We start from the raw sequence: 19,494 nt of genomic DNA on the forward strand, positions 1-19,494 counted from the left end.
TTATTCACCTTTATTTTTTCTCTTTGATTTAAAAAATTCTTTTAGTAACATTGCACATTCTTCTTGAAGAATACCACCTTGAACATTTGGATAATGATTGAATCCTTTAATTTCCCTGAAGTCTACACAACTTCCAAAGCAACCACCCTTTGGGTCAAACGCACCAAAATAGACCTTAGGTATACGGGATTGAATAATCGCTCCTGCACACATAGGACACGGCTCTAATGTAACATACAGTTCACAATTCTCAAGTCGCCATGATTTCAATTTTTTGCATGCCTTTTCAATTGCAATGTGTTCAGCATGTGCTGTGGCATTTTGACTTTTATTTCTTTTATTATACCCTCTTGCAATGATTTTACCCTCAAAAAGGATGATAGCACCTACCGGAACCTCATCTATTTCACTCGCTTTTAAAGCTTCTTTTATCGCAAGTTTCATGTATTTTTCATGTTCATTTAATTTTTTCATCGTTGCAATATGCCTCTATCAATTTATCACCATTATAGCAAAGTTTCATTGTAAAGAAAGGTTCTCCCTTGATTAATTTTTCAAGAAAATATTTGTCACCTTCCCATATGGGCAAATTCATCAAACTATCTTTACAAACCCAAGCCAATTCTCCTTCACTACAATTTAAATCAACATCTCCTAAAAATTTCGTTGCATTATATAAATACATAGTTTCAGTATAATTATTTTGATTAATAAATGTAATTACCCCTCTTAAAACGTATTCGAGTAATTCTACATTAATCTCTTCTTTAATTTCTCTTAATAAACAGTCTTCAGGACTTTCATTTCCAATAAACTTACCCCCTAAACCAATCCATTTCCCTTCGTTAATGTCATCTTTCTTTTTAATACGATGCATCATTAAATAACAATCTTCTTGTTCAAGATAGCATAAAGTTGTTTTCATAGAGTTTACCTCCTTTGGAATATAAAAAGGGTACACACAAGTAGAGGTTCTTAAGGCTGCTACCTTCCGGTCCTGACCTGATTCAATACATACTTGTTGTACCGTTATTAATTATACGAAATTTTTATGTAATTCACAAGAAGAACTATGATTGATATCAAACGAGTTAAATCCATCCTAGGATTTCTAGTCTATGTGCATAAAATTAAAGTAAGAATGAGATAGGTATGCAAATGATAAATACGATAGAGCAAAAACAAATTAAAAATATAATCTACAAAATCCGTGGGCAACAAGTTATATTAGATTTTGATTTAGCTTTAATTTATGGATATGAAGTAAAAGTCTTAAATCAACAAGTTAAACGTAACTTGGAAAGATTCCCAAGTGATTTTATGTTCAAATTAACTCCCAAAGAAGTAAAGGAGCTTCCAAGGTCACAATTTGTGACCTTGGAAGGAAGGGGTTCAAATATAAAATACGCGCCATATGCATTCACAGAACAAGGAGTCTATATGCTTTCTGCCGTTCTTAAAAGTGATATCGCAATACAGCAAAGTATCGCAATTATGCGTGCTTTTAAAGATATGAGACACTTTATTGGCGAACATAATCAATTAGTGGAAAGTATCGGTTATCAACAATTAGTCAATCAGGTTAACAATCTCGTTGGGGATGTAGCAGAAATTAAACAGAATATCAAAGTATTCAACAAGTTCATTGGTGATTTTAATAAGGGAAATGTTCTTACACAAATGGTTGTGTTCAAAGGGGAGATTGTTGAAGCTTCTATAGTTATCAATAACATCATCAAATCAGCTAAACATTCAATTGATATCATCGATCCCTATATTGGTATTGGAACACTTGAAAAGTTTTTAGTACTACATCAAGAAATTACTCTTAATTTATTCAATGATTCAACAAAAAATATTTTATCTTCACGTGATTGGAATAATTTTAAAATTAAACATCCTAAAAGTAAATTATTCGATTTAAAAAATAAAGTACATGATCGTTTTATTTTTATAGATATAGAAACAGAAAACTCAACAGGTTACTTGGTTGGAGGATCGATCAAAGATTTAGGAAGCAAGTTAACTACAATCATTAGAATTGAAGATATAAAAGAAATATACGCCAAAGTAAAATCTTGTACTGAGTTTACAATATAATGCAAGTTGACAAAGTTTCATGGTTTATAAACCATTTGCCTTGAAGAATTAAAAAATATGACTCGAAAGTCATATTTAATATTGTGGTGATATTGTTTCTAATATTACCTCTTGTTGAATACGTTTAACTTCTTCAATATCGATGATTTCTCTAAATAACTTAATTAATTCTGGACGATATTTATTAACCATCAGTACTGCTGATGTATCTTCTCCATTTGATTGAATTGGTTTTGTGTTCATTTGGATAAGTGCATCGTTAACTTCATCTTTATTCCAAACTGTTGCATCAATTTCTTTTTGCTTCAATGCTGGGATAATTTTTGAATAATCCAATGTTACATAATTTACTTTTTTACCTCGGCATAACTTTTTAGTCCATCTGTTTTGTTCGTGAGCATCTTTTGCAAGACCCACTCTCATACCATCAACAATTTCTTTTGACTTTTGATTACTAAACAACAAAACATGGGCACTTAGGTATGTTTTTGGACCAAAGTCGATTACCTTTACTACTGGTTTTCCTAATTTAATTGCAGTATCCGCTGACCCCTTAGATAAAATAACAAAATCATAACTCCCTTTAATCATCGCATCGAGTCGAATAACCGCATCTCTCATGTAAGCCATGCTTACTGGAATTTCATATTCATTATGCAATGTAGTGATTAATCCTGTTGCTAAACCTTCATAAGTTTTTGAATAAGGCAATGACATCGCTCCCAATAGTTGGCGAATATCTGCCATTTGAATTAATATTTTAGTATTTTTACTTACAAGATATGAACCCATATGACCTCTTGGGTTAATATCAATAGCTCTAACTTCTTGTAGCTTCTTTAAAGAATTTTGTATTGTTCCTCTTGCAACACCAATATCTTTCGATAGTTCTTCAAATGTAGGGATTCGTGTTCCTAAATCCATTTGGATGAAGAGTTTTGATAAAAAGATAATTGTTGATGCATTTTTATCAAATAAATGAAAATCTGTGTAAGACATAGTTACCCCTCTTATTATTTTTCTTGAGTTTGAATTACCTTAAATAGATTTTAACATAAATTATACTTTTTTAAAAATGCTGAAATGCCATTTGAATTATTATCTAATGTTATTTCAAATGCTGCTTCCTTAACTTTCTCCATTGCATTACCCATAGCAACAGGGTATTTCACTGCATTGAACATTGTTAAATCATTTTCTCCATCTCCAAATACTATAATTTCATTTGAAGTAAAACCTAATTCTTCTGCAAGTCTTAAAATAGCACTTCCTTTATTTATGCCAAGTGGTGCACATTCAATCCATTGCATTGAAGTTCTTGCAAAGTGATATTTGTGACTTAAATTTTCCATTAACCATTCATATGGTTTTTCGAGTGTTTCTTTTGTATGAGCCAAACATACTTTATTCACTGCTTGATCAATTTCTTCTGGCCCTTTTATATCATAAATATTTAAATACTTATTTTTTCTTTGATCTTCTACCATTGAAAAAGTACCTGCAGTCCATGGAACATCATCCTGAATGTTATTATCAATTCTAAATTGTCTTTTTAATTCTCTAAGACTATCTGGAATATAATCATAAATTGTTTCATCAAGTACCCCCATAACTTCAATTTCATATGGCTTGACTGCATTGAATATTTCATTGATTTCATCAAGTTGTAATTGTCGAATAATTTCATGTTCCATTGTTGCGGTATTCGTAAGTGCCGCACCATTGACACCAATAAAATATCCACCAAATTCTGGCATTCTTAAAATCTCGCCATATTGTAATAATGAGCGATAGCTTCTTCCTGATGCAAGAACAATCCGTATTCCCTTTTCTTGGGCACTAATCAATGCATCTCGTGTCTCTTCACTTATTTCACGTTTAGAATTGAGTAATGTCCCATCCATATCCATGACAATCATTTTTATTTTATCCATATGTAGTCTCCCTATTCTTGAAACCAATTAAAATGTTCACACGCTTTGTATAAACCATCGTTTTCAATGTTCTCTGTAACATAATCAGCAGCATCTTTAACACCTTGTTTTGCATTCCCCATAGCTATTCCAATGGTTGCTTTTTGAAGCATGTCGATATCATTGTTCCCATCACCAAAGGCAACAATTTCATCTGGTTGAATACCAAATAAACTTGCGCACTCAACAGTTCCATGAGATTTAGAAATATTTTTTGCTGTTATTTCGTTTGCATAACCTATTACTAAATGATAACTATTCTTGCAACACTTTGTAATCTCCTCTTTTATTTTAGGGTCATCACAATAGTATAAAAGATGAACTAACTCCTCACCTTGATATGGCTTACAAGTTGGTGTCATATTGTAAAAATGCATAAAGATTTTTTTAACATCTTCTTTTTCAGTGCTTAAGTGATTTTCTCCATTCACACTTGTCCAACGATAATCTAGATTGTACTTATGGAAAAGTTCAATTACATTTTTTGTATCTTCACTATCAATTTTATGTGCTACGGCTAATTTCCCATCAACTACAATTTGAGCACCACCTGCACAAACCATCGCATCCATTAGTTCATAATAATGCTTTGGTAGTTTTATTAGTTCGGGATATGAACGACTGGTACAAACTGAAATTTTAATTCCTAATTCTTTCAATTTTTTGAATGCAACTTTCGTTGACTCAGGGCTATCATGTATATCATTTTGGTAACTCGTTCCATCAATATCAAAGAAAGCTGCTTTAATCATTTTCTATCCTCCTTAGTAAATCAATTAAATAGTGTGCAACCCCATCTTTTTCAACAGGCAAGCATACTTCATTTGCAAATCCCTTTACTTCATCACTTGCATTGCCCATTGCAACACTTACTCCTGCAACATTAAACATGGATACATCATTTGTGCCATCTCCAAAGACAATAAAGTCCTTCGTGCTTAATCCCATCAAACTAGCAGTTTCGCTAACTCCATAACCCTTATTTATCCCTTTAGGTTTAACTTGTCCATGAATTTTGAAGTCACACAATTCTGTTGTGTCATGAATATAATTTAAGACTTCATTTTCTTGATGATCATCAATGAAGTATAAAAAATCTAAAACTTCTACATTCTCTTTTAGTGCCTCTATTGGATAACCGTGTCCAAACAATGATTCATATTTCTTAGCTTGGTTTTCACTTGCTTGTCTACTATAATAGAAAACACCGTCCAACTTTGAATAAGAATATAAAATATCTTTTTGATCTAAATGCTGGATTAATGTTTCTAAATCTTTTCTAGTTAATGTATGCTTTCGAATACATGTGTTTTTATCAAATACAATACCACCCGTAGAGTACACTTTATAATCAAATAAATCGAGTAGCTCTTGATGAATCGGTTCCATCTCTTTGAGTGAACGACTTGTAACAACGACAAGTTTTAATCCTTTTTCTTTACAAGTTAGAAATGTTTTGTAAAGAAGTGGTGATATCATCTCTTTTCCATGATTCATGATTGTTCCATCAATATCTACCGCAATTGCTTTATATCTCATAATACTGGATTTCCGTTAATATATGTCTGAATTACTTGGTAGGTATCATCAATAACAATAACATCCGCATCATTATTTAATTTGATTTCACCTTTGGTATCTAGCCCTAGGAATCTTGCTGGATTCTTTGTTGCTGCATTAATCGCAACTACTTCCTCAGCATCACAATGTTCAATACAGTTTTTTAACATTGTAATCATTTTGTTTGAACTTCCTGCAAGTCGCCCATCTTTTAATCGGCCACACCCATCTTCTTTAACTTCTACCCATCTTCCAGGCATATCATAGATTCCAGGTTTAAGCCCTTTAATTTGAACAGCATCTGTTACAAGAATTAGTTTATCTTTTCCTTTAGCACGTACTACCGTTTTCGCTACTGCATAGTGAACATGTACACCATCACAAATTAATTCAGCATACATATCATCTAACGCCAAAGCAGCACCTGCACTTCCTGGTTCGCGATGATGAACTCCTAACATTCCGTTAAATGTATGAGTAAAACTTCTTGCACCATCATGCATTGCTTGAACGCATTCATCATATTTTGCTCCAGTATGACCTAGTGTAACTTTTACATTGTTGTTTACACAATATTTTATTAATTCGTGGTTTTCATCCATTTCAGGTGCGATACAAATTAGTTTAATTTTATTTTGTGCATGTTCTTGATATCGTTTAAACTGTTCTACATTTGGTTTTTGAATTAAATAAGGATTATGAGCACCTTTAAAATCAAATGAAATTTGTGGACCTTCAACATGAATACCTAAAGGTGTTGCTCCTGGTAGTTTTTCATCAATTACTTTTGATATAAGTTCATACGATTCAAGTAGATTTGCTTCTGGAGCAGTAGATGTTGTAACAAGAAAACTTGTAACACCTTCTTTCGGTAGCGAAGCAATCCAATGTTTTAAACCATCAGCTGTTGCATAATTACTATCCATACCATTAAATCCATGAGCATGAATATCGAGTAATCCTGGTAATATTCTTTCATCTTTATAATCTGTATCTACAGGATATTTATTGTATTCATGAATTCCTACAATTTTATTGTCTTTTATTTCTAGCTGTGCAGATTGAAATTTTTCATCAATCCAAACGCGTGTACTTTGAATAATCATTTTTTATTCCTTTACTAGTTTACCTTTTGCATAAACTTGAACAACTTCATACTCACGATCAAGTACAACTAAATCTGCATCATACCCTGAACAAATTTTTCCTTTGCGATTATCGATACCTAAATATCTTGCTGGATTCAATGTAGCCATATTAATTGCAGTATCAATTGGTAGTAATACTTTTTCTACTAAGTTTTGAATTGCTTTATTAAATTTTAATGTTCCACCAGCTAGTGTATTTGTACCCGCAAGATATGCAGAACCATTTTCTCTGATTTCAATTTCATTGCCTCCAAGTTCATAATGTCCTGGAGCGCAACCTTTAGCACACAATGCATCATCAACCAATAAACAATAATCTCTACCTTTGCTTTCTACCAATGCATAGATTGCTGGCCATACAACGTGATTACCATCTCCAATGATTTCACAATATGTATCTTTAAGTCTCATCGCTGCACCAACCAATGATGGTTCACGATGATGTAATCCATTCATACCATTGTACACATGTGTCATTCCATTAGCTCCATTTGCAACTGCAATGCAAGCATCATTATAAGTAGCAGCAGAGTGACCAATTGATACATTAACTCCATGTTGAGAAGCATATTTAGTTAATGCATAATTTGGATCTAACTCTGTAGCTAAAGTCATTACTTTGATTAAACCATTTGCTTTTTCTTGATACATTTTGAATTGTTCAACACTTGGCGTAACAATAAATTGTTCTGGTTGTGCACCTTTATTTTTAACATTAAGATAAGGACCTTCAAAATGAATTCCAACAATTTCAGAACCTTCATATCCTTCTTTCACAACACTCGCAACATTTTCTAATGCTTTTGATAAAACATCTTCACTTTGTGTAACTGTAGTTGGACAGAAAGACGTAATTCCTTCTTCTAATAAACCTTTAGCCCATTTAACTAGTCCTTCTGGATTTGCATCATTAGTATCAAAGCCAAGACCACCGTGACAATGTACATCAATCATACCTGGTATAATACGATCTTCTCCATAATCTTTATCTACTGCATTAGTACCATAAGGATAGATGTTTTCTATCTTTCCATCTTTGATTTCTACTTGTGCTTCAATGAATACACCTGACACCCAAACACTTTTACTTTGAATTATCATAAACTATTCCTCTTTTCTATTACTTTCATTATACAATTTATTGTATAATGGTTCAATCACAATACAAAAAGTGTTATACTTTATTTATAAAAAAGGAGAGTTTTATGATAAAAAATTACGTAATTGAGGTATGTTGTGGATCGATTGAAGACACAATGATTGCAAATGATTTTCCAATTGACCGAATTGAGTTAAATAGTTCTCTAGAACTAGGTGGATGTACTTGTTCCGTAGGTACATTAGTTGAAGCTAAGAAAGTGTCAAATATTCCAATGTGTTGTATGGTACGTCCTCGTACTGCAGGTTTCCATTATACTGAAAAGCAATTTCAAAGTATGTTGATTGATGCAGAACTATTACTGCAAAACGGTGCTGATGGTATTGTATTTGGTTTTCTAAACAGTGATAACTCCATTGATAAGGAACGTACAAAGAAAATGGCAGATCTTATTAAAAAGTATAACCGTGAAGTTATTGTCCACAAAGCATTTGATTCAACACCAGATAAAATCCAAGCTTGTGAAGATTGTATTGAATGTGGCGTTGATCGTATCCTTACAAGTGGTGGAGAAAACTACCCTCATATTGAATACGGATTTGATATTCTTAAAAAATTGATTCAAGAATACAACGATAAAATTACAATCCTTGTTGGTGGTGGTGTTCGAGATCATAATATACGTAATATCCTTGATACAACTCAATGTACTGAAATACACATGACAGCAAAACACATGGCTCATGATGATGGTGATTATGTAGAAGTTTCAAGAGAAAATTTAAATAATATTTTAAGTAATATTTAATTCAAAAGCGGGGAACCTTTAGTTCTCCGCTTTTCTTATTAAAATCTTGTTTTGACTGAGTAGTTATCCAAGTCGGATAATTGTGTTTCTTCAAATGATATTGTCTTGTGTTGAAATTGTATGTTCGCATTCTTTGTTTCTAAAAAATTCATTATTTTTTGTGCTATGCTTTCATCCTTAACAGGAATTAAAACTTCTTGTCCATTTGCTTTAATAAATATCTTATGATTCCCTTGATATCCTGGTCTTGTTTTTTCAAATACATTAGGGTCATGTCTTACTAAAATAATATCTTTGTAACTAATTTTTACTGGAACATTGAAACTAAACGATACTAAGCAATCAGTAAGAAAGATTGTGTTTTCAACAATTCGATAATCTTTTGTATCTTCCGTTTCCAGTGATTTATAAAACTTCTTCAAAATAGATGCTTTACCAGAGTATAAAGATAAAAACAATCCAAAATATGCTACTGATAAACCAAATAATATTTTTGCGAAATCATTTTGATTAACAAAAAATAATGTTATCACTACAAGTATAAATCCTAAAACTAAATTAAATACGTACGTATTCAACATTGCTTTATTTATAATTTTCTTGATCGTTTCCATTTTTTCTCCTTCATCTATACTCAATAGTTGATAACTACACTATAATCAAACACTAGTTTATTTTCTTCAAAATATGAAACAGCAAAAGTTTCTTTTGTATCTTTGTATACGTACCCTGTTTTAGTAGCTTGTTGTTTTTCAAGCTGGGAGAAATTTTCACTCTCTATCAATAAATCATTTATTTCATTAACTGTATTTTCCGTTATGTCCTTATCAAAGATGGTCAATGATATTGCAAGTAAACAATCAGCATCTTTGTTTTTGTATTTGACAAATGTTTTTTCTACTTTACCATTTTGAATGTATGCATCTATTTTTTCTATTCCTGTTTTTGGAAACACTTCTACAACCACTTCTGGTTTTAGACCATCTGTTTGCACTAATGTATAATTATCATTTGTGAAAGAAAGTGTTTCAGGAAGTTTTTTATTTGATAGATCCTCATCAATGATGAGTGTTGCATTTTTTACTGAAGGTTCATTTTCGATGTACATGAAATCAAACTCTGGATATACTGGAACATATTCTTCAAAATCTGTGCTTTTGTTTATTAAATCTGTTGCGATTACTTTGCATGTTGAAAGATTCATTTTACCAAACTGTATTTTTGAAGTACTTGCTTGATTTGAAGTACACCCAAAAAGAAATAACATCGAGACTAGTAACAACGAAATAATTTTTCTTGCCATAATTTCCCTCTATTTGTTTTTCTTCTATATGTTTATCATAGCATAGAAGTACAAAAAAAAAAGAGTATCTCTATTGTAGAAATACTCTTTAGTAGTTGAATTAAGCAGCTACGATACCGAAGAATCTTAATAAGATAGCAGCAATAACTACAGAAATGATTAACTTGTTAGAGTTCATCCATTTCTTACCTAATAACCAGTAGCAAAGTGCAGCTAATACAGCTGGGAACAATGCTGGCATGATTGAATCAGCATAAGTTTGTAATGGGAATTCTTTCATTAATTCTGCACCATCTTCGAAGATACCAAGACCAACGTTGATAGAAGCAAGATTGAATTTAATCATTGTAGCAATCATACATCCAACAACTGTAAGTCCTAGAACTGCAGCAGCTTCTGTAAGAGCGTTCATCTTACCACTTAATGTAGTAACTAATTTAATACCTTGTTCGTATCCAAGATCGAACATTTTGAAACGGAAGAAGAAACAAGCGATTTGCCATAAAGTCCAAATAGCAATACCAATTGCATTTCCTTCAAGAGCCATTGTAGCAGCGATTGATCCAAATACTGCTCCAGTAATCATACCGAAGATTGTATCCCCAATACCTGCGAATGGTCCCATTAAAGCTGTTTTAATTGAAGCTGCTACATCAAGACCAGCTGAGTTAGCTGATTGTTCTTCAATAGCGATGTTCATACCAACGATAATATCACCCATGTTTGGTTGAGTATTAAAGAATTGTGAATGTACATGTAAAGCCTTAGCTTTTAATTCTGGATTGTCTCCATATAAACGATTGATAACAGGAAGCATTGTAGAAAGGTAACCAAGACCTTGCATACGTTCATAGTTCCAACCAATTTGTGATTGCCAAATCCAACGAAGATTTACGCGGCGTAGCTCTTTAGCTGTGAATTTAGATCCATTATTCTTCATAGTCAGAACCTCCTGTAGATGCAGAACCTCCTGCAGCAGGTGCAGCAGTAGCATTTTGATAAGTAATTAATGCAGCAACTAAACCGATAAGTCCAACACCAAGTACTGGAATTTTAAGGTAAGCTGCTAATACGAAACCAAGAATTAAGAATTGAGGTTTCTTTAAAACTGGAAGGTAACGTAATAAGATTGCGAAACCTACTACTGGAAGTAATCCACCAGCTACTTTGAATCCATCCATTAACCAAGCTGGAATGATTGTCATCAAAGAGTCAACAAGTGGTTGTCCAAACATTAGTAATAAGAATACTGGTAATCCACGAGATAATCCCCAAGGAATAATACCTAAATGGTTCATTAAGTTGATGCCTTTTGTGTTACCGTCTTCCACATATTTGTCAGCGATATGTTGGAATACTGTATTTGAGAAACGAGCAAGAATGTCTAATTGTACGAATAATGCAGCTAGTGCAATACCGATAGATGCTGCAAGAGTTACTGGATCTTCTCCTGAAAGTGATCCAAGTGCAGTAGTGATCATTCCTGATGACGTAATATTAAGAACTGATGCTCCTCCATAAGTTCCTACCCCTAATTGCGTCATTTGAAGCGTACCTCCTACAATTAGTCCGTATGTTGGGTTGCCTACAACGATACCTGTAAATAAACAAGCAGCGATGCAGCTGTTGAATCCGAAGTTAAATGATAATCCATCAATAATACCCCAGAATGCCCACAAACTAATTAGAAGGATTTGTAGAAAATTAAGTTCAGCCATAACTAACCTCCTCTATTGTTTTTATGGTTACTTTTGAAGGCGAGTGCCTTCGAATATAAGAAACGTTTTTCATTGTCTGACAAACAACATCTAAACGTATTCTCCATTTATAGTAAATCGTTATATCCTAGAAATGTTTTACTCTTCCATAATATTTGTTATAAATTGAATCGTTATCAAATCCATCTACGTTTTGAGATTGGAATACAGGTGCTTTAATTCCTTCAGCATCACAAATTTTTAATGCTTCAGCAACGATTGTATTCAATACAAACATACTTGAAATTGAAGATCCTGGACCAGTTAATAATCCATTAATATCTAACAATGCATCTCCTGATGGAACTGCATTATCAAGTACACAATCAGCACATTCGAATAAACGTTTACCTGATGGATGACGACTTGTTGTGTTTTTTGATTGCTCTAAGTTAGTAACCGCAATAACATAAACACCTTCTTTTTGGCAACGCATTGCCATTTCAATCGGAAGTGCATTACGTCCTGAATTACTAGAAATAATCATGATGTCACCTTTTTCAATTTTGTAACTATCATAAATAATATCTGCAACGCCTGGTAATTTTTCAATTGCTCCACTACGTTGAGCACCAAATGCTGTTAAAGCGTCTGGATCTAGTAATGCGTTAACATTTCCAAGACCACCTGCTCTACCAAATAATTCTATTCCAATCATATGAGAATGACCTGTACCAAAGGTATGAATGATTTTGTCATTTTTTATGTTATCTGCAAAAATTCTTGCAAGTTTTTGTATTTCTACCTTATTTATATCATAAACTTTGTGTAAAAGTTCATCAATTTTGTTCATATATTCAAAATCGTACATTTTTCTTCTCCTATATTCTTCCTAAATACTTTTGTTTTAGCGCTTCGTTATGCTCTTTTGCGCCTTCTAGTGCTTCATCCCAATAAATTGGACTTTCGATTCCTTTTTCTTGTAACATGCGACAAGTTTCTGAAGCGATAGTTTGTGCTATGAAAGCTCCTGTAATTGAAGAAACTGAACAAATCTTTTCAGGACCACCTGTTTCAATTAACGCATCCCCCTGAGGTCCACAGTTATCAATCACAACATCACCTAGTTCATAAAGTTTCTTACCGCTTGGGTGTCTTGAGTCTTCTGCAGTTGTATGTTGCCAACTTGTAACAACAATAACCTTATGTCCTCTTTCTTTTGCAGTAATTGCCATATCAATTACAACTCCGTTGATACCTGAGTTAGAGATGATAATAAAAGCATCTGCTGGGTCCATTTTATACAAATCATATAATTGATCCGCAATCCCTGGACGTCTTTCGAATACATTATCTGGATCCTTGAATTCTTCTAATGTAAATTTATTTTTTAAAACGAAGTCAGCTGTATCAATTGAATGGATGCAAGCTAAACTACCAATACGGTTTTGCATTTCCATACCAAATCCAATTGAGTGTCCTGATCCAAACACATGAATCACACCACCTTTTGCTACTGATTCTGCACAAATTTCTGCTGCTTTTTCGATGTTGCCATTCTCTTTATCGTAAAGAGTATCGATTAATTTAAGTAATTCTGTGTAGAATACATCCATTGTAATTTCTGTCATGTTCATATCCTCCCTAAGAATTCCATCTTCCTAAATATTTATCTGATAATGCACGGTTATGAACATCTGCGCCTTTAATATTAGCACTTAATAATACTGGACATTCTGAACCTTTATTTTTCAAGTAATGATATACTTCAGCAGTAATCATTTGTGCAATTACATTTCCTGTAATTGTTGAGATTTGAGTAATTTTATGTGTGCCATCTAAATCAAGTAATGCATCATGACTTAGTGAGCAGTTATCAATTACGATATCTGCAACATCGACTAATTTTTTACCACTTGGGTGTTTAGAATCAGTTTCAGCACAAGTTGCCTTTGATACAACTGCAATTACTTTTTTACCTTTTTCTTTTGCCATTAAAGCTGTTTCAACGATAATTCCTTCGCAGCCTGTATTACTGATAAGAATAAACATATCTGTAGGTTCTACACGATATAGATCCCATAGTTTATGAGCCATCTCTGTTCTGTTGTTAAACCCTTCAGCATATAATTCTTGTTCACTAATAACACCACGAAGTGCTAAATCTTTAGTATTAAATTGGTGAAACGGCATTAATCCACCTGCGCGATAGCCTAATTCCATTGAAAATGCTCTTCCTTGATCAATACCAAACAGTTGAACAATACCATCTGTTTCCATACAATTTGCCATCATAACTGCAGCATTCTTGATTGGTTCTCTTTGAGTTTCTTTAGCCTTTTCAAGATACTCTTTTGCTACTTGGAAAAAATCCTTAGTTGTGCCCATTCTTATCTCCTTCTCTTTTTTGGTAACCCTTACAAAGTTTATTATAACTGGTTTGAGAGTGAAGTCAATGACAATATACAATATTTTATATTTTGATTACTAACCAAAAATAAATTTTCTTTGCCTCAATTATCTAATATATTTCTTTATTGCTTTAACTACTTCTTCGATTGATTCTTCATCACAAATTACATCTTTATTTGTTGAAATATTTTCAACTACTAGTTCTTCTTTAATAAAATTTCCTTTTGAAATAAGCAATCCCTTTTTATAAAATGAGAACGATGTATAACGTAATTCCTCTTTATTGCACAATTTTCTTTTTGGTTTATTTTTAAAGCAAGCTGCTAAATCCACTGCTTCTTTTTTAGTATCTTCTTTGTACCCAATGACAAACTCATCACCATATCCAACACAATCCAACATGATAACAAGTCTTTCATCTATTGTTTTTGGAAGTGCTTCCCTTAGCATGTAATCACCATTGTGATTTGTACAGCCATTATCAGTTAATACAAATGCTACTTCTTTTCTTTGGTTATCATCTAATTCTTCTGCAAGCTTTAATGCCGCTACAACTCCCGATGTATTACGATTGAAATTAGTTTTATTCGCAATTCCCTTTGTCATGATAAATGATCCAATCATGACAATAATTAATACAGCAATTGTACCAATTGAGAAAAGCAAATTATTTTGAAAATCTAGTTTTGGAATAAATGATACCACAATCCATAATGTTATAATCGCACCAATAATAGTAGGTGCATAAATTGGAAAAAAAGATGATGCAAATGTAGATGGTCCATTGAAAGGATAGTATTTCATTGGATTACCAAAATTGTGTTGTGGTGTATCATAGTTTACTACAACTAATTTTTTTGCGTGAGCAACATCACCAACATGCAAATTCATCGATACGCCACCTTTTTTCTTTGAAGCAGCTCCATTTACTCGATATCCATAAGACTGAAAATCTTTTCCAATTTCATTAATAAATATATTTTTTTGTTGTCTTGTATATCTTTTTGAAAATCCGATTGCATATTTTAGAATTAGATCTTGTGTATTCATTATTTTTTGTCTCCCCAAGGCCATTTAAATTTTGTATTTTTCATTTCAGCATTCTTTTTTCTATTTGCTTCTTTATCTGGCATGATTTTATTAAATTGGCGTACAACTGAAACAGCTCTAAAACTTTCCATTTGAACATATTCATCCCCAGTTAAATGAAGAACGAGAATATCGCCACTTTGTTGTCCTTGTCTAACGATCCATTCAATAATATCGTTGAAATTAATTTTTTTGCATTGTAATTCCTTTCCTTGAGGATAAACAATAAGGAAAGTATCAAAAAACTCAATTGTTTTTCTGTTTGGTATTTTCCATAATACTAATAACGATATCGGAAGAATAATAAAACCTAATATCGCTAAAGATTTGCTTAAAATTAGTAATATCGAAATTACTAAACATGTGATAATTGCAAAATATGGTTTAGATGTAATCGTTTTGACTGGTGTTCCAAGATTTTTTACATCTTCTATGTTCATTAATTCTATTAAGCTATTTTCCATGGTAATTTCCTTTCAATGTGAATGTACAAAATATTATAGATTAATTTTGCATTCAACGATTGTATGCTATAATGATTTCATTCTAAGTAAGGAGATTCAATTATGTTTATTGTACTATTTGCAGCCATTATCGGAAGTGTCATGTTAGGGGTTAAAGTTAAGGAATACAGAGAAAGTAAAGAAACTCTCTCAGCAGCTTTAAATGATCGAAAGTATGAACATTACCCATTCTTCAAATTTATTCTTGTTTCATATCTTATTTTCGTTGCTATCGGTATCGGTAGTACGATTTATGGGATTTATCTAAACGATACAACTACTGCATCAATGGGAATTGTCATCGCACTATTATTCGCAGGAGAAGCATTAACTGCTCCTTACAAATATAGTCTATACTACAATGATACAAGTTTCGTTGTAAAAGGTAAAACCGTAAGATATAAAAGTATTAAACACTTTGATAAAATGAAATACATTCCCTATGCTTTTGTTAAAGTAGTAACAACAAACGGTGAGAAATATCCTGTCTCTCCTAAGTCTTACGACATCATCTACAAAAAGTATGAAGAGTGTAAGAAGAAGTAAATTCTAATTGTTATAGATAAGAAATACCACCGAATCCGGTGGTATTTTTATCTTAAATACTTTTCTATAGCTTCGCAATTAAATCTATGAAATTTTGAGGTTCATCACTTGGAACCATTTGAGCTGTAAATGTAATACCTTTATCAGCTAATTCTCTAAATCTCCTAATGTCATCTTGAGTTACACATACTGTGTGGTATACACGAGTAGAACCTACTTTATTTGACATATTACCAACAGTAATATTCTTAATTGGGGCACCCTTTTCGATAACTTTTTCTAAAGTCTCTGTACCACGAAGAACGATGAATACACGTTCACCTTCATAAGCAGTTGGATCATTTAAACGTTCAACTGCACGGTCTACTGATAAGATTGAAAGTTTAACAGTTGATGGGCAAGCCATCTTAAGAGCCATCTTTTGAATTTCATCTTGTGAAGCTAAGTCATCGATAACCATTAATCTTGTAACATTTAGATTGTTAGTCCAATAAGCAGCCACTTGACCATGAATAAGACGTTCGTCTATACGAACATTAACTATATTTACCATAATTTCCTCCTAGAACCTTGATTCTATTCCTTGAGCATAGTTTATTATAACCGCTTACAAATATCAAGTTTTTTTTGTACAAAAAACTGAATATTCAATTTACCTTTTATTTTTTTGTGTTATTATAAAGTCATTAAAGGAGAAGAATATGAGAGGAATTTTATTAATTAGTCATGGCTTTTATGCCGAAGCATTCAAAGAATCACTAAAAATGATCGCAGGTAATGTAGAAAATCTATATGCTTGCTGTCTTGAACCAACTGATGGACCAGAAGAGTTTAAAGCAAAACTGGCAGCTGTTGAACCAAAATTAGATGGATACGATAAAGTATTAGTTTTTGCTGACTTATTCGGTGGTTCTCCATGTAATACTGCTTGCCAATATTTCATGACAAAGGAAAAATACAGTTTTATCGCAGGAATGAACTTTCCTATGGTATTAAATGCATTATTGAGTGAAGATTCTGAATTAGATGCAATCATCGAGCAAGGACGTGAGTCAATCGTCGATGTTCGTGCATTTATGCAAGCTATGATGTCTTCCGATGAGGATGAATAGAACGTGATTATCAAAGAACAATGGGATTTGCTTAACGAACATTTACAAGAATGTGTAGATAAGGGAGTTTTCCCTGGAGCAAGTTTCGCTATCGTTACCCCAACAGAAGCTAGAATAACTCATGTTGGAAATCGACAAAACGTACCTTCTGTAATCCCTAATGATGAAAATACAATCTGGGATCTTGCTTCAATTACAAAAGTTTTTGCAACAACAAGTTGTATATTAAAACTTATGGAACAAGGTAAATTAACACTAAAAACAAAAGTATGTGAAGTTCTTCCTGAATTTTCACAAAAAGAGTTAACAATCCTTCATTGCATTACACATACCTCGGGTCTACCTGCTGATATCACTGGTTATAAGAATATGACCAAAGATCAAATGTTAGATTTTGTAAAAAATGTGCAATGTGAGAAAGTTCCTGGTACTGAAGTGATGTATTCCGATATTAATTTCATTTTATTAGGACAAATTATAGAAACCCTTACAGGTAGTTTTAAAGATTATGCAACTGAGAATTTATTTAAGCCTTTGAATATGTTAAATACAGGATTTAATCCTGAATCTTCACCTATTGATAATTTTGCCGCTTATGAAGATATTCAAGAAAGAGGTGGAATTATTAAAGGCGTTGTTCATGATGGTAAAGCATTTAAACTTGGTGGTGTTTCAGGTCATGCTGGTGTATTCTCAACAATAAATGACTTATCACATTTTGTTTACATGTTATTGAATGATGGTGTTTATTTTGGTAGACGTATATTTAGCCCTTCTACCATCGATCTTCTTAAAAAATGCCAAACATCAAAACTAAATGAAAAACGTTCAATTGGTTGGGTACTCTCAGATCCAAACTACTCACTTGGAGATTTCTATAGTGAACATACTTTATTTCACACAGGATTTTCAGGATGTAGTTTATTAATTGATTTAGATCGTCATGTTGGTTTTATATGTACATGCAATCGTGTACACCCTTCTAGATCAAATACCAAGATTTTTCAAGAAAGAAATAATATTCACAATTTAGCTTATCAATGTTTTAAAAACAATTAAGAAAGGTTAAAAGGTAACTTATTATGAATCCAGTATTTGAAACAGTAAAAAATTTAATTGATGATGTAGAAAGAACTCAACAAGAAGCAATTGAAAAAGCTTCAATTGCTTGTGCTGATGCGATAGAAAAAGGTGGTATGCTTCAAGCATTTGGTTCGGGTCACTCTGAAGCAGGCGCAATGGAAGTTGCTCACCGCGCTGGCGGCTTTATTCCTACTAAAAAAATTGTAGAACCTGCAAGAGGGTCTTACGAAGGAATTGAAGGCGTTGGTACTAACTTCATGAAGAAAGTTGATATTCGCGATACTGATGTTGTCTTTATTATCTCTAATTCAGGTAGAAATCCCCTTCCCATAGAGATAGCAATTGGTGCTAAGAAAAAAGGCGCTGTTGTGATTTGCGTAACTGCATTAGAGGCTTCTAAAAAGCTAACATCAAAACACTCAGGTGGAAAAAACTTATATCAACTTTCCGATATTATCTTAGATAACCGTGTTCCTGATGGAGACTGTGGATGTACTCTTGAAGGATATGATTCTGCAATTTGTGGTATGTCAATGATTACTACTTCAGTTATCATTCAAGCTATCACTTATAGAACTGCAGAAATTCTAATAAGTCGTGGTATTACTCCTCCAATCTATAAATCACAAAACATTGATGGTGGACGTGAATTCAACGAATCATTAGAAGCAAAATATTTCGATCGTTTATACAGAATTTAAAAAGAAAAGAATGACTTAGTTATAAACTATACCCCTTGTCAAGGACACAAGAATAAAAGATATGAAGCAGGTGAATAAAAATCATCTGCTTTTACTATAAATAAATGATTGATTGAGGAACAATCACAGGCAGATATTTCACCAATGTTTTATCTGTCAGATACTGATCAACTTCATAAGGAGTCTTCTTATGAAGTCGTTTCTGTGGTCGATCGTAATTATAGTAATTGATATAATCAGTTATCGCAAAAGCCATTTCCTCATAAGTCCTATACTTCTTTAAATCCATTTCTGTTTTTAATATCGCAAAGAATGATTCTTGTGGTGCATTATCCCAACAATTACCTCTTCTAGACATCG

General features: G+C 32.6%; 25 protein-coding genes and 1 other RNA gene. 6 read left to right on the forward strand and 20 right to left on the reverse strand.

All coding sequences use genetic code 11. From position 1 onward, the window contains the following. The 3 genes from tadA to ffs form a co-directional block, all read right to left on the reverse strand. Positions 1-474 carry a tRNA adenosine(34) deaminase TadA gene (gene tadA, locus B5D14_RS06730; protein WP_078711831.1) on the reverse strand — a complete coding sequence of 158 codons (474 nt, stop codon included), beginning with the start codon at positions 472-474 and terminating at the stop codon, positions 1-3. Continuing rightward, complete coding sequence (locus tag B5D14_RS06735; RefSeq protein ID WP_078711832.1) at positions 458-925, reverse strand: NUDIX hydrolase; 468 nt, start codon at positions 923-925, stop codon at positions 458-460. Before B5D14_RS06735 ends, tadA begins: the two co-directional genes overlap by 17 nt. A 17-nt stretch (positions 926-942) precedes the next feature. Further along, positions 943-1,037, reverse strand: an RNA gene (ffs, locus tag B5D14_RS06740) — signal recognition particle sRNA small type. Positions 1,038-1,152: 115 nt separating this feature from the next. Here ffs and B5D14_RS06745 point away from each other — a divergent pair. Further along, positions 1,153-2,100 (forward strand): ORF6N domain-containing protein, encoded by a 948-nt coding sequence (locus B5D14_RS06745; RefSeq protein WP_078711833.1) that lies wholly within the window; start codon positions 1,153-1,155, stop codon positions 2,098-2,100. Positions 2,101-2,175: 75 nt separating this feature from the next. Here the strand turns inward: B5D14_RS06745 and yhfZ are convergent, their stop codons facing one another. Genes yhfZ through nagA (B5D14_RS06775) form a run of 6 tightly spaced genes read right to left on the reverse strand, consistent with a single transcriptional unit; the run spans position 2,176 to position 7,882 of the window. Continuing rightward, entirely contained in the window at positions 2,176-3,099 is a 924-nt protein-coding gene (yhfZ, locus tag B5D14_RS06750) for a GntR family transcriptional regulator YhfZ (RefSeq protein WP_078711834.1), read from the reverse strand. Between the two features lie 50 nt (positions 3,100-3,149). Beyond that, positions 3,150-4,034: a Cof-type HAD-IIB family hydrolase gene (locus tag B5D14_RS06755; protein ID WP_078711835.1), complete on the reverse strand. Its 885-nt coding sequence runs from the start codon at positions 4,032-4,034 to the stop codon at positions 3,150-3,152. Positions 4,035-4,045: 11 nt separating this feature from the next. Further along, entirely contained in the window at positions 4,046-4,825 is a 780-nt protein-coding gene (locus B5D14_RS06760; protein ID WP_078711836.1) for an HAD family hydrolase, read from the reverse strand. Further along, the gene (locus B5D14_RS06765; protein ID WP_078711837.1) at positions 4,818-5,612 is read right to left on the reverse strand and encodes an HAD family hydrolase; all 795 of its coding nucleotides are present in this window, start codon (positions 5,610-5,612) and stop codon (positions 4,818-4,820) included. The genes B5D14_RS06760 and B5D14_RS06765 overlap by 8 nt, the downstream gene beginning before the upstream one ends. Further along, complete coding sequence (nagA, locus tag B5D14_RS06770) at positions 5,609-6,739, reverse strand: N-acetylglucosamine-6-phosphate deacetylase (RefSeq protein WP_078711838.1); 1,131 nt, start codon at positions 6,737-6,739, stop codon at positions 5,609-5,611. Before nagA (B5D14_RS06770) ends, B5D14_RS06765 begins: the two co-directional genes overlap by 4 nt. 3 nt (positions 6,740-6,742) lie before the next feature. Continuing rightward, a complete protein-coding gene (gene nagA, locus B5D14_RS06775; protein ID WP_078711839.1) occupies positions 6,743-7,882 on the reverse strand; it encodes an N-acetylglucosamine-6-phosphate deacetylase in 1,140 nt (379 codons plus the stop codon). A 104-nt stretch (positions 7,883-7,986) separates the two neighbouring features. Here nagA (B5D14_RS06775) and B5D14_RS06780 point away from each other — a divergent pair, with 104 nt between their 5' ends. Then, positions 7,987-8,688, forward strand: a complete 702-nt coding sequence (locus B5D14_RS06780) for a copper homeostasis protein CutC (RefSeq protein ID WP_159443749.1) — start codon at positions 7,987-7,989, stop codon at positions 8,686-8,688. A gap of 38 nt (positions 8,689-8,726) precedes the next feature. Here B5D14_RS06780 and B5D14_RS06785 read toward each other — a convergent pair whose 3' ends face one another. The 9 genes from B5D14_RS06785 to B5D14_RS06825 form a co-directional block, all read right to left on the reverse strand. Next, entirely contained in the window at positions 8,727-9,302 is a 576-nt protein-coding gene (locus tag B5D14_RS06785; protein ID WP_078711841.1) for a hypothetical protein, read from the reverse strand. Positions 9,303-9,322: 20 nt separating this feature from the next. Further along, positions 9,323-9,991: a hypothetical protein gene (locus B5D14_RS06790; protein ID WP_078711842.1), complete on the reverse strand. Its 669-nt coding sequence runs from the start codon at positions 9,989-9,991 to the stop codon at positions 9,323-9,325. A gap of 100 nt (positions 9,992-10,091) precedes the next feature. Beyond that, the gene (locus tag B5D14_RS06795; protein WP_078711843.1) at positions 10,092-10,931 is read right to left on the reverse strand and encodes a PTS system mannose/fructose/sorbose family transporter subunit IID; all 840 of its coding nucleotides are present in this window, start codon (positions 10,929-10,931) and stop codon (positions 10,092-10,094) included. Beyond that, a complete protein-coding gene (locus B5D14_RS06800) occupies positions 10,921-11,709 on the reverse strand; it encodes a PTS mannose/fructose/sorbose/N-acetylgalactosamine transporter subunit IIC (protein WP_078711844.1) in 789 nt (262 codons plus the stop codon). The genes B5D14_RS06795 and B5D14_RS06800 overlap by 11 nt, the downstream gene beginning before the upstream one ends. A gap of 127 nt (positions 11,710-11,836) precedes the next feature. Beyond that, positions 11,837-12,559: a sugar isomerase domain-containing protein gene (locus B5D14_RS06805; RefSeq protein ID WP_078711845.1), complete on the reverse strand. Its 723-nt coding sequence runs from the start codon at positions 12,557-12,559 to the stop codon at positions 11,837-11,839. Between the two features lie 10 nt (positions 12,560-12,569). Further along, entirely contained in the window at positions 12,570-13,319 is a 750-nt protein-coding gene (locus B5D14_RS06810; protein ID WP_078711846.1) for a sugar isomerase domain-containing protein, read from the reverse strand. A gap of 13 nt (positions 13,320-13,332) precedes the next feature. Then, positions 13,333-14,076 carry a sugar isomerase domain-containing protein gene (locus B5D14_RS06815; RefSeq protein WP_078711847.1) on the reverse strand — a complete coding sequence of 248 codons (744 nt, stop codon included), beginning with the start codon at positions 14,074-14,076 and terminating at the stop codon, positions 13,333-13,335. Between the two features lie 129 nt (positions 14,077-14,205). Further along, positions 14,206-15,150: a hypothetical protein gene (locus B5D14_RS06820; protein ID WP_078711848.1), complete on the reverse strand. Its 945-nt coding sequence runs from the start codon at positions 15,148-15,150 to the stop codon at positions 14,206-14,208. After that, positions 15,150-15,653 (reverse strand): hypothetical protein, encoded by a 504-nt coding sequence (locus tag B5D14_RS06825; RefSeq protein WP_078711849.1) that lies wholly within the window; start codon positions 15,651-15,653, stop codon positions 15,150-15,152. Before B5D14_RS06825 ends, B5D14_RS06820 begins: the two co-directional genes overlap by 1 nt. A 102-nt stretch (positions 15,654-15,755) precedes the next feature. Between B5D14_RS06825 and B5D14_RS06830 the strand changes: the two genes are divergently transcribed. Then, positions 15,756-16,238 (forward strand): hypothetical protein, encoded by a 483-nt coding sequence (locus B5D14_RS06830; RefSeq protein ID WP_078711850.1) that lies wholly within the window; start codon positions 15,756-15,758, stop codon positions 16,236-16,238. Between the two features lie 64 nt (positions 16,239-16,302). Here the strand turns inward: B5D14_RS06830 and B5D14_RS06835 are convergent, their stop codons facing one another. Further along, the gene (locus tag B5D14_RS06835; RefSeq protein ID WP_078711851.1) at positions 16,303-16,791 is read right to left on the reverse strand and encodes a PTS sugar transporter subunit IIB; all 489 of its coding nucleotides are present in this window, start codon (positions 16,789-16,791) and stop codon (positions 16,303-16,305) included. Between the two features lie 148 nt (positions 16,792-16,939). Between B5D14_RS06835 and B5D14_RS06840 the strand changes: the two genes are divergently transcribed. Genes B5D14_RS06840 through B5D14_RS06850 form a run of 3 tightly spaced genes read left to right on the forward strand, consistent with a single transcriptional unit; the run spans position 16,940 to position 19,134 of the window. Next, positions 16,940-17,350, forward strand: a complete 411-nt coding sequence (locus B5D14_RS06840) for a PTS sugar transporter subunit IIA (protein ID WP_078711852.1) — start codon at positions 16,940-16,942, stop codon at positions 17,348-17,350. A 3-nt stretch (positions 17,351-17,353) separates the two neighbouring features. Then, complete coding sequence (locus B5D14_RS06845) at positions 17,354-18,409, forward strand: serine hydrolase domain-containing protein (protein ID WP_078711853.1); 1,056 nt, start codon at positions 17,354-17,356, stop codon at positions 18,407-18,409. Positions 18,410-18,432: 23 nt separating this feature from the next. Beyond that, positions 18,433-19,134, forward strand: a complete 702-nt coding sequence (locus tag B5D14_RS06850; RefSeq protein ID WP_200804772.1) for a sugar isomerase domain-containing protein — start codon at positions 18,433-18,435, stop codon at positions 19,132-19,134. Positions 19,135-19,228: 94 nt separating this feature from the next. Here the strand turns inward: B5D14_RS06850 and B5D14_RS12245 are convergent. Next, positions 19,229-19,494, reverse strand: a 266-nt coding sequence (locus B5D14_RS12245; protein WP_078711861.1) for an IS3 family transposase, incomplete at its 5' end; no start/stop codon positions are given.

This window comes from Anaerorhabdus furcosa (assembly GCF_900167375.1).
GTDB classification, from domain to species: domain Bacteria; phylum Bacillota_I; class Bacilli_A; order Erysipelotrichales; family Erysipelotrichaceae; genus Anaerorhabdus; species Anaerorhabdus furcosa.